Source organism: Mucilaginibacter sp. P4_E8, from assembly GCF_056401495.1.
Window position 1 is genome coordinate 83,796 of sequence record NZ_JBFUJG010000010.1, and the last position, 12,288, is coordinate 96,083.

The 12,288-nt window shown below is 41.8% G+C and carries 13 protein-coding genes; 8 read left to right on the forward strand and 5 right to left on the reverse strand.

What is annotated here, in order from left to right:
- Positions 1-54 precede the first annotated feature (54 nt).
- On the forward strand, positions 55-1,374 hold the full coding sequence (locus AC1DRQ_RS06610) for a bifunctional folylpolyglutamate synthase/dihydrofolate synthase (RefSeq protein WP_477423056.1): 1,320 nt from the start codon (positions 55-57) through the stop codon (positions 1,372-1,374).
- Positions 1,375-1,463: 89 nt separating this feature from the next.
- Here the strand turns inward: AC1DRQ_RS06610 and AC1DRQ_RS06615 are convergent, their stop codons facing one another.
- Positions 1,464-1,979, reverse strand: coding sequence for a lipocalin-like domain-containing protein (locus tag AC1DRQ_RS06615; RefSeq protein ID WP_477423058.1), 516 nt, complete (start codon positions 1,977-1,979; stop codon positions 1,464-1,466).
- A 118-nt stretch (positions 1,980-2,097) separates the two neighbouring features.
- Here AC1DRQ_RS06615 and AC1DRQ_RS06620 point away from each other — a divergent pair, with 118 nt between their 5' ends.
- The 3 genes from AC1DRQ_RS06620 (at position 2,098) to AC1DRQ_RS06630 (ending at position 4,650) form a co-directional block, all read left to right on the forward strand.
- On the forward strand, positions 2,098-2,433 hold the full coding sequence (locus AC1DRQ_RS06620) for a winged helix-turn-helix transcriptional regulator (RefSeq protein ID WP_477423060.1): 336 nt from the start codon (positions 2,098-2,100) through the stop codon (positions 2,431-2,433).
- 92 nt (positions 2,434-2,525) lie between these two features.
- Positions 2,526-3,518: an L-glyceraldehyde 3-phosphate reductase gene (mgrA, locus tag AC1DRQ_RS06625; protein ID WP_429398493.1), complete on the forward strand. Its 993-nt coding sequence runs from the start codon at positions 2,526-2,528 to the stop codon at positions 3,516-3,518.
- A 160-nt stretch (positions 3,519-3,678) separates the two neighbouring features.
- Positions 3,679-4,650, forward strand: a complete 972-nt coding sequence (locus AC1DRQ_RS06630; protein WP_477423062.1) for a Gfo/Idh/MocA family protein — start codon at positions 3,679-3,681, stop codon at positions 4,648-4,650.
- 286 nt (positions 4,651-4,936) lie between these two features.
- Here AC1DRQ_RS06630 and AC1DRQ_RS06635 read toward each other — a convergent pair whose 3' ends face one another.
- Entirely contained in the window at positions 4,937-5,113 is a 177-nt protein-coding gene (locus tag AC1DRQ_RS06635; RefSeq protein ID WP_429398497.1) for a DUF6496 domain-containing protein, read from the reverse strand.
- Positions 5,114-5,340: 227 nt separating this feature from the next.
- On the opposite strand from AC1DRQ_RS06635, the gene AC1DRQ_RS06640 reads away from it, so the two are divergent.
- The 4 genes from AC1DRQ_RS06640 to AC1DRQ_RS06655 all read left to right on the forward strand — a co-directional run bounded on the left by AC1DRQ_RS06640 (position 5,341) and on the right by AC1DRQ_RS06655 (position 9,727).
- A complete protein-coding gene (locus tag AC1DRQ_RS06640) occupies positions 5,341-6,435 on the forward strand; it encodes an AI-2E family transporter (RefSeq protein ID WP_429398499.1) in 1,095 nt (364 codons plus the stop codon).
- A 360-nt stretch (positions 6,436-6,795) separates the two neighbouring features.
- On the forward strand, positions 6,796-7,755 hold the full coding sequence (locus AC1DRQ_RS06645) for an MBL fold metallo-hydrolase (protein ID WP_477423064.1): 960 nt from the start codon (positions 6,796-6,798) through the stop codon (positions 7,753-7,755).
- Positions 7,756-7,820: 65 nt separating this feature from the next.
- Positions 7,821-8,708, forward strand: coding sequence for an alpha/beta hydrolase (locus AC1DRQ_RS06650; RefSeq protein ID WP_477423066.1), 888 nt, complete (start codon positions 7,821-7,823; stop codon positions 8,706-8,708).
- Between the two features lie 131 nt (positions 8,709-8,839).
- Entirely contained in the window at positions 8,840-9,727 is an 888-nt protein-coding gene (locus tag AC1DRQ_RS06655; protein WP_477423068.1) for an alpha/beta hydrolase, read from the forward strand.
- Between the two features lie 19 nt (positions 9,728-9,746).
- On the opposite strand, the gene AC1DRQ_RS06660 is transcribed toward AC1DRQ_RS06655, so the two are convergent.
- From AC1DRQ_RS06660 to AC1DRQ_RS06670, 3 genes are all read right to left on the reverse strand, one after another.
- Positions 9,747-10,313 (reverse strand): hypothetical protein, encoded by a 567-nt coding sequence (locus AC1DRQ_RS06660; protein WP_477423070.1) that lies wholly within the window; start codon positions 10,311-10,313, stop codon positions 9,747-9,749.
- Positions 10,314-10,513: 200 nt separating this feature from the next.
- On the reverse strand, positions 10,514-11,221 hold the full coding sequence (locus AC1DRQ_RS06665; RefSeq protein WP_477423071.1) for a 2OG-Fe(II) oxygenase: 708 nt from the start codon (positions 11,219-11,221) through the stop codon (positions 10,514-10,516).
- Positions 11,222-11,419: 198 nt separating this feature from the next.
- Positions 11,420-12,262 carry a bifunctional helix-turn-helix domain-containing protein/methylated-DNA--[protein]-cysteine S-methyltransferase gene (locus tag AC1DRQ_RS06670; protein WP_477423073.1) on the reverse strand — a complete coding sequence of 281 codons (843 nt, stop codon included), beginning with the start codon at positions 12,260-12,262 and terminating at the stop codon, positions 11,420-11,422.
- Positions 12,263-12,288: the final 26 nt, after the last annotated feature.

Below are 12,288 nucleotides of genomic sequence, written 5' to 3' on the forward strand. Positions count from 1 at the left end.
ACCTTTGTCAACTGGATGGTTCATTTTATTACCATGAACCATCAATAATGATCTATGGACTACAACACTACCATCCAATACCTGTATACCCAACTCCCCATGTTTACGCGCGATGGCGCGTCGGCTTTTAAAAAGGATTTGACCAATACGCTTGAACTTTGCAAACGCCTGGGCAATCCGCAATATCAATTTAAAAGCGTACACATTGCGGGTACTAATGGCAAAGGTTCTACCTCGCACATGCTGGCTGCCATTTTACAAACAGCAGGTTATAAAACCGGACTATACACATCGCCGCATTTAAAAGATTTCAGGGAGCGCATCCGTGTAAACGGGCAAATGATCAGCGAACAAACCGTTATTGATTTTGTGGCAGATCACCATACCGATTTTGATGAGATTGCCCCATCTTTTTTTGAAATGACAGTAGCCCTTGCCTTTGATGTTTTTGCAAAGGAAAAGATTGATATAGCCATTGTTGAAGTAGGCCTGGGCGGCAGGCTTGATTCTACCAACGTTATCACCCCGCTCCTTTCGGTAATTACCAACATAGGCTGGGACCACATGAATATGCTGGGCAACACCCTGCAACTGATAGCGGGCGAAAAGGCCGGCATCATTAAACCCGGCATCCCTGTCATAGTGGGCGAACATCAGCCGGAAATTGCGCAGGTTTTTGTTGATAAAGCACAACAGGAAAACAGCAACATTACATTTGCATCAGACGAATGGACCGTTGAAGGTAAGTCAGAAGTCGAAAGTCAAAAGTCAAAAACATTTGAGCATGTTGATTTAAGTATTCAAAGAAACTCACTACTCGCCACTCACAACCCGCCACTGAACTTAAAACTTGACCTCACCGGCACTTACCAGCTTAAAAATGTGAAAACAGTTTTAGCTGCAGTGGAGGAATTACGTACTCAGGGTTTTACGATAACTGATGATCACATTGCAACCGCTTTACAACAGGTAAAAAACCTGACCGGCTTGCATGGCCGGTGGGAAGTATTAAGCACCCAGCCGCTAACCATTTGCGATACCGGGCACAACCCGGATGGTTTACAGGAGGTGGTTAAAAATATTGCTGCTATTGATTACCATCATTTGCATTTTGTAATAGGTATGGTGAATGATAAGGATATTACTAAAGTTTTGACCATGCTGCCAAATGATGCCACCTATTATTTTTGCAAACCAGATATCCCCAGAGGGCTGGATGCAGAAAGCTTAAAGCTTAAAGCCGAAAGCTTTGGTCTGCATGGTGGTGCTTATCCATCCGTAAAACAAGCCTTACAATCAGCACAGCAAAACGCTGGAAATAATGATCTCGTTTTTGTTGGGGGCAGCACTTTTGTTGTGGCTGAAGCTATCTGAACCTTAATTTTAGAATTCAAATTATTAATCAAAATAGCTTTTTCAATTCTGTGAATTCTAAAATTCAGAAAATTCAGATTCAGATAACTTCAATCCATCCGCTTCCATGCTACTTCTCCGGTTACAGCTCCTCCGGTAGTTGGCGCCGGTACAGTATATTTAAAAACATTGCCAATAAAGGTAAAGGGGCGCTTTTGCTGTGTACCTTCCCAATTAGGGAAAGAAGCATGATCAATGTAGAATGTGATTGCACCTGCTGATCTGTCAATACTATAGGTTCCAAAATGTGCATTGCTGCCCTTTACTGCTGCACGGTTCTCTTCATCGGTGCCTTTACTTTTATCACTGGCGGCAAACCTGGGGCGTCCCTGGCTAAATATCTGCAGTGAATAACGACCTTTAATATCCAAAATAAGTATCCCCTGAGGGTCATCTCCATAAAGATGTACCCTGCTGCCATCTGCAAGTACATTATCTACAGCAACTAACGAAAACGTTCCGGCAATGGTTGCCGGTGTAGAATTTGATGTTTTGACTTCATTTTTTTGCGCGAAGGCAAAATAACTGTTAAAAACAGAAAATATTAATAGCAGGGTACTTTTCATGTATCAAAGTTATATTTGCTGCGTACCTTTATCAAGTAGGCACAAAAAAGTAGCCTGCTTACAAATAAGTTACCAATCTGTAAATCAGTTGTTTTATTTTTAATTAATGAATAAAAAAGTGAAAAGACAGCTACCTAAATGCGGAATTGACTATGCATTTCAGCGTATTGGCGGTAAATATAAGGGCCGTATACTATGGCGCCTCAGGGCCGGCACTTTACGCTACGGAGAGCTGCGCAAAACCGTGACCGGGGTAACCTCAAAAATGCTTACCCAGGCATTAAGAGAACTGGAAGATGACGGGTTGATAAGCCGCAAAGTTTATATCGAAGTACCACCTAAAGTTGAATACACCCTTACTGATACGGGCAAAGAACTGCTGCCCTTTTTATCATTACTAAGGGATTGGGCTAAAGAGCAAATGCTGGTAAACCATGTTGAAGCCATGCCCTAATGCTTTTTGCATAACAAAATATTTACTTACGTTATCTATATAAAATTCTATTTTTACTTCTCTTAAAAACAACATAATCCTCACATTTTTCTATGACTTACGTACCTTCAGCAGACAGATATCAAAAAATGCAATACCGCCGCTGTGGCAATAGCGGCATTAAACTTCCGGCTATTTCACTGGGTTTGTGGCACAATTTCGGGCATGTGGATGTTACCGAAAATTACCGGAAAATTTTACATCTGGCTTTTGACAGCGGTATTACACACTTTGACCTTGCTAACAACTATGGTCCGCCTCCAGGCTCGGCCGAAGAGAATTTTGGTCGTATTTTAAAGGAAGATTTTCGTGGCTACCGTGATGAGATGATCATATCGAGCAAAGCCGGTTATACCATGTGGGATGGGCCTTATGGCGATTGGGGATCCAAAAAATACCTGGTTGCCAGCTTAGATCAAAGCCTTAAACGCATGGACCTTGATTATGTGGATATATTTTATCACCACCGGCCGGATCCTGAAACACCACTGGAAGAAACCATGGCTGCGCTTGACTTAATTGTTCGTCAGGGTAAAGCTTTATACGCGGGTATCTCCAACTACCCTGCCGAAGAAGCCGCGAAAGCTATCGCCATTTTAAAAGAGCTGGGTACACCTTGCCTTATTCATCAACCAAAATACTCCATGTTTGTACGCGATCCGGAAGAGGGCTTGATGGATGTACTGGGTAACGAAGGTGTAGGCTGTATCCCGTTTTCGCCATTGGCACAAGGGTTATTGACCGATAAATACCTGCACGGTATTCCTGAAGATTCAAGAGCTGCAAAATCAACCGGTTTCCTGCAAAAAAGCCAGATAACCGAAGAAACATTAAGCCAGATAAAACAACTGAATGACCTGGCTATCAAACGCGGCCAAACACTGGCCCAGATGGCGCTGGCCTGGTTGCTTAAGGATGATAGGGTAACTTCTGTTTTAATTGGTGCAAGCCGTACCGAGCAACTGGCCGATTCATTAAAAGCATTAGATAATATCAAATTCTCTGCTGATGAATTAGGTCAGATTGAAACGATATTGGCTCCCTAACCCCCTAAAGGGGGAATCTAACTTGCACTCCTCTTTAATGACTGCAAGTTGGAAAAGCTTTTCTCCCCTCTCTTCGCCTTCGGCGAAGAGAGGGGAGAAAAGCTTAGCGATGTCGGGGTGAGTTGGATCATGAACTTTTAATAATTTAAAATTCAATAAAATGGCTACCATCAATTGGGGCATAATTGGTTGCGGCGATGTAACCGAAAATAAAAGCGGTCCGGCATTCAAAAAAATAGCCGATAGTGACCTCATTGCAGTGATGCGCCGCGACGCAGCCAAAGCTGCCGACTATGCCCAAAGGCACCAGGTAAGCAAATGGTATAATGACGCCGATACACTGATGGATGAAGCAGGTGTAAACGCCATCTACATCGCTACACCACCCTCATCGCATCTGGAATATGCTTTGGCTGCTTTAAAAAAGGGGCTGAATGTATATGTAGAAAAACCGGTTACCCGGAATGCTGCCGAGGCCCGTGCCATGGCCGAAGCCGTAAAACAGGGCAGCTCCAAACTAACGGTTGCCCATTACCGCCGTGCTGTGCCTATGTTTTTGGCTATTAAGGCCCTTATAGATAAACAAAAGATCGGTGAAATTCGTACGGTGCAGATCAGGATGTGGCAAAGCCGTAAACCGGCCCTGATAGCCAAGGTAGAAACTAACTGGCGCCTACAGCCCGAACTATCAGGAGGAGGTTATTTTCATGACCTTGCCCCTCATCAGCTCGATTTAATGCTATTTTATTTTGGCGAACCCGAAAAGTATCATGGTTTTTCCCTTAATCAATCAAACGCCACCCCTGCCGACGACCATGTTTGCGGGCAAATATTGTTTAAAAACAACGTAGTAGTTAATGGCTCCTGGTGTTTTAACGTAGCCGAAAGCCTTACAACAGATACCTGCGAAATCATCGGGGCCGAAGGAAAGATCACGTTTCCGTTTTTTGGTAATTATGTAAGTTGGAAAACTGATACTGAAGAGGAAACGATAACCTTTCAGCATCCCCAGCATATACAGCAACCGATGATCGAAAAAATAGTTGCCTATTTTAAAAACGAAGGTCCCAATCCCTGCACTATTGAAGAAGCTATAGTGCTGATGGATATCATGGATGCGTTTACTAAATAAATTTATTTATAGAGCAAACAACAAAATTGATCCTTGTAGTACGGTGTCATTGCGAGCGTAGCGCTGCAATCTCATCATGCAGGTTGTATAAGCAAAGTTTGCTACTTGTCCTATGAGATTGCCACGCTACGCTCGCAATGACATATTTATTAATTGTGTATCGAAACATATCATGGGTAACATAATGAAGAGCTCCCTCTTGAACGAAGTAAAAAATCTGCTCTCGAAATAGATTCTTCGCTATGCTCAGAATGACAGAAATTATTTTAAACAAGTGTTAAAACTATTAACCTTTCTTTTTAGGCACTTTGGCACCTTCTTTACGAGCTTCTGATAAGCCAATAGCTACAGCCTGTTTTTTGCTGGTTACCTTTTTACCACTACCGCTTTTAAGTTTACCCTCTTTCATTTCGTGCATGGTTTTTTCAACTTTTTCACCTGCTTTTTTTGAATACTTTGCCATAGTTTTAGTTTTAAGTAGATAATATTAACTCATGCAAAATATCTGCCAAAATATGGTCTGAGCGGCTTTTTCAATGTCCCAATAACTGTAGCATGATCGGCATAAGGCACACTTCAAAACAATAAAAAAATAAAAGGATAAATTATTGTACCCAATTATTGCTTACCTTCAAACATCCAACACTGATAAGTGTTACCAACTAAAAAAAACGCTGAACCAGATCAAATATGTCTGCAAAAAAATTGATAGCTCCCTTTTACGAACGACTTGCATTAACATTAATAGGTTTTTTGGCACTTGGATACCTGATCGTTATTGGTAAAGAACTGCTCGATCCAATGATATTCGGATTTATATTTGCCATACTTTTATTGCCGGTTTCTGATTTTTTAGAACAAAAATGCCGTCTTCCACGCAGCATGTCATCACTGGTATCCATCCTTTTACTGGTGGGGGTTGTTTTTGGAATATTATACCTGGTAGGTTCGCAAATATCAAAAGTGACCGATGATTGGCCAATGCTGCAAACCCAGGTAAAACAGTCGCTTCAAAATCTCCAGGATTGGATACAAAGCACTTTTCATATCAATGCCGAAAGTCAACTATCGTATGTTGACAGAACAGCGCATAAGATCATGGCATCCGGAACGGAGGTTTTAGGTACAACCTTTGGGGCTATTTCATCATTGATGCTCTTCTATGTGTTCATCATGATATTTACCTTTTTCACCCTGCTTTACAGGCGTTTATTACTGCGTTTCATTATCTGGGTTTTTCGCGACGAAAACTCGCACGTGGTAATGGATATTGTAGAGAATATTCAATCTATATTAAGGCAATACATACTGGGCTTACTTTTAGAGATGGTAATTGTAGCCGCGGTTGCGATCAGTGTTTTTTTACTGATAGGCATAAAATATGCAGCATTGCTGGGCATTATTGTGGGTCTGTTTAACATTATCCCTTACATAGGTATTTTCACCGCCCTGCTGCTTAGCGCAGTTATAACGTTTGCAACCGGCAACGTTAAGGATACGGTAATTGTGATTATTAGTGTGGTGGGCATACACGCCATTGATGCCAACTTTTTGTTGCCAACTATAGTAGGTTCAAAAGTAAGGCTTAACGCGCTGATATCATTTATAGGCATTATTTTAGGCGAAATGATATGGGGTCTTTCGGGCATGTTTTTATCCATACCGGTTATTGCTATTTTCAAGATCATATTTGATCGGATTGAAAGCTTAAAACCATGGGGATACCTGCTGGGCGGTGATTACGAATACAAGAAAGCTGCCGCAGCCGAAATGAAAACAGAATGATAGTTTTTAACAAAAAAATTACAAACATGTAACAAGTTGATCTTAAAAATTTGGGCTTTTCTTTTTAGGTTTGTATCGTATTAATACCCCCTAAACTAATGCAACTTGTTACTCCCCCTTCCCCCCCTGTTTACAGGTGTAAAAAATGTAGAGAAATCCTAACTATCCGGCGTAAACGAGGCAAAGTTATCAAAACAGTATTCTTTTGGCTCCCAATGAAAAAATTCTTTTGTGCCCGTTGTCTTAAAACACGTTATCATTTTTAAAATATCGTACTGATTAGTTTGCTTGATTGTTAGGTATATCATTAATTTAGTAGCGTATAGGTTGCAAAGCCTGGCAATTGAAAATCTACCGAAAATGTACCGTAAACAAGCCATCCTGATCATTTTATATATTTTATTGCCTTTTTTGGCACTGGCTCAATCTAAAAATAGTAATGCCTTCAGATTAGTGCCTTTAGGTGTGCTGGGAGGTATTGATGAAAGTAACTTATCGGCCTATATGCTTGCCCCTGCTGGTAGCGATAAATATATATGCCTTGATGCCGGCACCCTGCATTATGGTATTCAAAAAGCAGTAGCCAATAAGGTATTTAGCATACCTGGCGATAAAGTTTTAAAACAATACATCAAGGGCTATTTTATATCACATGCCCATCTTGATCATATCGCAGGACTCATTATCAATTCGCCCGAAGACAGTACCAAAAACATCTTTGGCCTGCAGGGTACTATTGAGACTATAAAAACCCACTATTTTACCTGGGAAAGCTGGGCCAATTTTGCGGACCAGGGTGAGGCCCCCGCTTTAAAAAAATATCATTATCAAATACTTGCACCAGATACCGAAACCGCCATTGAAAATACCGATCTTAAAGTGCAGGCATTTCCACTGAGTCATTCTAACCTCACCAGCACAGCTTTTTTAGTGCAAAGCAATGGTGACTATATTTTGTATTTAGGCGATACCGGGCCAGATGCTATTGAAAAAAGTAATAACCTGCAAAACTTGTGGCAGGCTATTGCACCATTAATAAAAAGCAAAAAGCTAAGGGCTGTTTTAATTGAGGTATCGTTCCCAAATGAGCAGCCCGATAAAACGCTTTTTGGCCATTTAACACCGCACTGGCTCATGGCCGAGATGGATAAACTGGCCACCCTAACCGGCGCGGATGAATTAAAAGGCTTAAATGTAGTAGTTACCCATCTTAAACCACCTGTAAATAGCATTATTAAAATTAAAACCCAGCTTAAAACCGCTAACAAACTGCAATTAAACCTCCTATATCCTGAACAGGGTAAAGCGCTTAATTTTTAGCAAATGTTTGGGTAACACCAAAAATTACTTAAATTTCCATCAACCAAAACTAAACCGCCTGTTGTATGAATATCCTTCAAAAATCTCTGCTGTTTTGCTTTATGCTGTGTGTTAGTACTGCATTTGCACAACAACAAGGCAAAGTGATAGAAGAACAAACCGTTAAAAGCAGCGTTTTAAAGCGCAACGTAAAGTTTACCATTTATCTGCCTGCCGATTATGAAACAGCAAACCGCACCTATCCCGTGGTTTACTTATTGCATGGATATACTGATGATAATACAGGATGGCTACAATTTGGAGAGATAAACCGCTATGCTGATAAGGCTATTGCCGATGGCACCATTCCCCCTATGATCATTGTAATGCCCAACGCTGATTCGAGCTGGTATATAAACTCCTATGATGGTAAGGAAAAATATGAGGATTTTTTTATCAAGGAATTTATGCCGCATATAGAAAAAGCCTATCGCGTTAAAACCGAGAAAAAATACCGCGGTGTTGCCGGCCTATCCATGGGTGGTTATGGTACGCTGATTTATTCTATTAAATACCCGCAATTGTTTTCTGCAGCGGCAGCTTTAAGCGCGGCTGTATTACCTGACGATCAAATGGTTGGAATGGCGGACGACAATTGGGAAAATGTATTTGGTCAGTTATACGGTCGCGGGCTTAAGGGTAAGGACCGCCTGAACAAGGCATGGCAGGCCAATTCGGTTTTGGATCTGGTACAGAATAAAACCACCGAACAATTAAGCGGGGTACGTTACTGGATAGATTGTGGTGACGATGATTTTTTAACCAAAGGAAATTGCCTGCTGCACATTGCCCTTACCGAGAAAAAGGTACCCCACGAGTTCAGGACGCGTGATGGTGCCCACACCTGGACCTACTGGCGCACAGGCATCACCGATGCCCTGCAATTTATTGGCGATAGTTTCAGACAAAAATAGATAGATGTGCGGATGTGTAAATTTTTCACCATTATTTGTTTTCAACGGTGTTCAAGAGGGCTACGCCGTTTCAGATGTGCAGATGATATAAAATATGCTGTTTTGATACTACCAACTGATACCTATAACCTATGAATACGTTAAAAAAATTGATACTGTTTTGTTTGCTTATTTCGGCTGGCACTGCTTTTGCACAACCTGCCGGTAAGGTGATAGAAGAACAAAACATAAAAAGTGATATTTTAAAACGCAATGTAAAATACGCCATATACCTGCCGGCTGATTATGAAACATCAAACCGCAGTTACCCGGTGGTGTACCTGTTACATGGCTATGGTGATGACCACACCGGCTGGTTACAGTTTGGCGAAGTTAACCGCTATGCTGATAAAGCTATTGCCGAGGGTAAGATCCCGCCCATGATCATCGTTATGCCCGATGCGGGGTCAACCTTCTACATCAATTCATATGATGGTAAACAAAACTACGAGGATTTCTTTTTTAAGGAGTTTATGCCCGGTGTTGAAAGAGAATACCGTATCAAAGCCAGCAAGAAATACCGTGCGGTAGCCGGGCTTTCCATGGGTGGTTTTGGTACACTGGTATACAGCTTAAAACATCCTGAGGTGTTCTCGGCAGCAGCGGCATTGAGCGCGGCTGTACGTAGTGATGATGATTTTATGGCGATAACAGATACTCGTTGGGCCGAAGTATACAGCAAAGTATTTGGTCCTGATTTGAAAGGAAGTGAACGTTTAAATGCCACCTGGAAAAACAATTCGATACTTGGCCTGGTACAAAGCAAAACTACTGATGAACTTAAAACGGTACGTTACTGGATTGACTGTGGCGATGATGATGCCCTGAGTAAAGGCAATTCCCTGTTGCACATTGCACTTGCCGAAAAGAAGGTACCGCATGAATTCAGGATCCGTGATGGCGCCCATACCTGGACCTACTGGCGCACCGGCATTACCGACGCATTGGAGTTTATAGGCGATAGTTTCAGGCAGAAATAGACAGATATGCAAATGATACCTATTGATCGCTCAGGATATCAATGCAATTTTTCTTTAACTCATTAAGCCGGGCAGGCAAGGTGTTCAGGCCCCTTTCGTCTTTGATGTTTCTGTAGAGTAATTTGATCAGGGCCAGTGTATCATCACTTGGGTCGCAGGCCTGGGCTTTTTCTAAATGTGGCAAGGCTTTTTTGATCTTAATGATATAGGCAGCATCAACAACAACCTGATCAGCCGGTTTACCCGAAATGTCTTTTATATATAAATAACCCAGGGCACGATGAGCCACATAATAATTGGGTTCGGCAGCAACTACCCGGTTATAATAGGCTATGGCCTTTATGCTTTGACTATCATCCTCATAAAGTTTTGCTATACCATTATAAAAACTGACGCGTGCTTTTTGGGGTAGTTTGGCTGAATCTGGCAATATTTGTTCGCCCAAATCAAGCGCTTTATCGTGCTCGTTTTGTAACAGCGCCAAATTAAAATCCGCGTATTTATCATACACCTCACTGGCTGTTTGGGCATGAGCCACCTTGCCTGCGATCAATATAAATACTATTAAGGCTATTTTTTTAAGCATGATGATAAGTGTTATCCGGGTCTTGTGATATAACGCAATAAGCAAAGGATTTAATATGTTAAAGAAGCAGCTTATATAAAACACGTCATTGTGGAAGCCTCCTCTAAATCTCCCCCGGTAGGGGAGACTTTTATTTTTAAGCCCTCCCTTCCGGGGAGGGTTGGGAGGGGCTAATTGCTTCGTTCCTCACAATGACGAGATCATTTGGCGTCGTGAAAAATAATGCCCATACTGCGGCGTTTACCCTCAGTAATTTCACCGATACCGTGTTTCATGTTCACGCGGCGATAGCCCTTGCTGCCTTTTGCAGGTCGGTAACTGGTGGTAAACAACAGCATATCGCCCTTTGCGGGTTTTAATACCATGGCCCTCGATTGCTCTCTCGGTTTTTGCTCTATCAGTATAAATTCACCGCCATCATAATCAACACCCGGTTCATCTAAAACAAACACCAGCTGCATCGGGAAAAATACTTCGCCATAAAGGTCTTGATGCATGGCATTGTAACCACCTTTGGCATATTGCAATATCAAAGGCGTCGGTCTTAATTGTTCCTGCTCATGGCAATGTTGCAACAGTTCATCCAGGGTATCTGGAAAGCGCTGCTCTTTATTTAAAAGCTGCATCCAGTTGTTGGCAATTGGTGCAAGTCGGGGATAAACACTTTCGCGCAATTGCTGAACGAGTGCAGGCAGGGGGTATTTAAAATATTTATACTCCCCCTTGCCATAATGATGACGCTCCATCACTATGGTTTTACGGTATAGCTGATCGTTAGTATATTGGACTGTCAGGCTATCGCACTCATCGTTTGTTAATACGTTTTTAATTTGGGCATATCCCCTGCTATCCATACCGGACGAAATATCGGCCCAGTTTAGCTGGTTTATTCTTTCTTTGATCTCCATTATTCTGATGCTAAAGGATTGAATTTAAAATGATGTCATTTCGACGAACCTGCCAGGGTTTGAGCGTAAGGGGCGAGGAGAAATCTTGTACAAGAGAACGGCGGTTTTGCCAATTGTACAAGATTTATCCTCACGCAACGCGAAATGGCTCTTTGGTTCGTCGAAATGACATGGTTATATATTGAGCAATTTAATAGCTTAATTATTTACTATAGCCGCTTCCCAGCCAATCATAGCCGATTTACGGGTTGAACCCCAGTGGTACTGACCAGTTTCGCCTGTTGATTTAATAACCCGGTGACATGGGATCAAAAATGCTACAGGGTTGGCCCCTACCGCGCTACCCACCGCCCTGCTGGCGCCCGGTGATTTTATCTGCTGCGAAATATCTGAATAGGTGCTTAAACCACCCATTGGTATTTTCAACAAGGTTTCCCATACTTTAAGCTGAAAGTTAGTGCCTTTTAAGTGCAGTTTGATGTTTGATAACTCCGACCAATCCTTTTTAAATATAAACAGGGCATCCTGCTGGGTTACATCCACTACCTGTGTATAAGATGCATTGGGGAATTGTTGCAACAACTGATCAAACGCCTCTTCCCTGTCATCGGCAAAAGCCATGTAGCAAATACCTTTAGGGGTTGATGCTACAATGATGTTTCCAAAAGGGGTTTCGGCAAAGCTGTAATTAATATCAAGCTCCTTACCGCCGTTCTTATATTCGGCAGGGGTCATACCCTCAATATTGATAAACAGATCATGTAAACGTCCGGTACCTGACAGACCTGTTTCAAAAGCGGTATCAAACAAGGTGGCTTGTTTATCCTTCAAAATGCTTTTGGCGTAATCAAGACTCAGGTATTGTAAGAATTTTTTGGGACTGATACCTGCCCAGTCGGTAAATAAACGCTGAAAGTGGAAAGGGCTTAAATGCACCTTTTCAGCCACATCATCCAAATTAGGTTGATTTTTAAAATTCAGCTTTATATAATTGATTGCCTCGGCAATACGATTGTAATTGATTTTTTCTTGTGTGTTCATAATGTTATTTATTAATTATTACACTA

Excerpts from the sequence above, each read along its gene's own strand:
- AC1DRQ_RS06610 (WP_477423056.1), top strand. The coding sequence starts at position 55 with ATGGACTACAACACTACCATCCAATACCTGTATACCCAACTCCCCATG.
- AC1DRQ_RS06615 (WP_477423058.1), bottom strand. The coding sequence starts at position 1,979 with ATGAAAAGTACCCTGCTATTAATATTTTCTGTTTTTAACAGTTATTTT.
- mgrA (WP_429398493.1), top strand. The coding sequence starts at position 2,526 with ATGACTTACGTACCTTCAGCAGACAGATATCAAAAAATGCAATACCGC.
- AC1DRQ_RS06630 (WP_477423062.1), top strand. The coding sequence starts at position 3,679 with ATGGCTACCATCAATTGGGGCATAATTGGTTGCGGCGATGTAACCGAA.
- AC1DRQ_RS06635 (WP_429398497.1), bottom strand. The coding sequence starts at position 5,113 with ATGGCAAAGTATTCAAAAAAAGCAGGTGAAAAAGTTGAAAAAACCATG.
- AC1DRQ_RS06640 (WP_429398499.1), top strand. The coding sequence starts at position 5,341 with ATGTCTGCAAAAAAATTGATAGCTCCCTTTTACGAACGACTTGCATTA.
- AC1DRQ_RS06645 (WP_477423064.1), top strand. The coding sequence starts at position 6,796 with ATGTACCGTAAACAAGCCATCCTGATCATTTTATATATTTTATTGCCT.
- AC1DRQ_RS06650 (WP_477423066.1), top strand. The coding sequence starts at position 7,821 with ATGAATATCCTTCAAAAATCTCTGCTGTTTTGCTTTATGCTGTGTGTT.
- AC1DRQ_RS06655 (WP_477423068.1), top strand. The coding sequence starts at position 8,840 with ATGAATACGTTAAAAAAATTGATACTGTTTTGTTTGCTTATTTCGGCT.
- AC1DRQ_RS06660 (WP_477423070.1), bottom strand. The coding sequence starts at position 10,313 with ATGCTTAAAAAAATAGCCTTAATAGTATTTATATTGATCGCAGGCAAG.
- AC1DRQ_RS06665 (WP_477423071.1), bottom strand. The coding sequence starts at position 11,221 with ATGGAGATCAAAGAAAGAATAAACCAGCTAAACTGGGCCGATATTTCG.
- AC1DRQ_RS06670 (WP_477423073.1), bottom strand. The coding sequence starts at position 12,262 with ATGAACACACAAGAAAAAATCAATTACAATCGTATTGCCGAGGCAATC.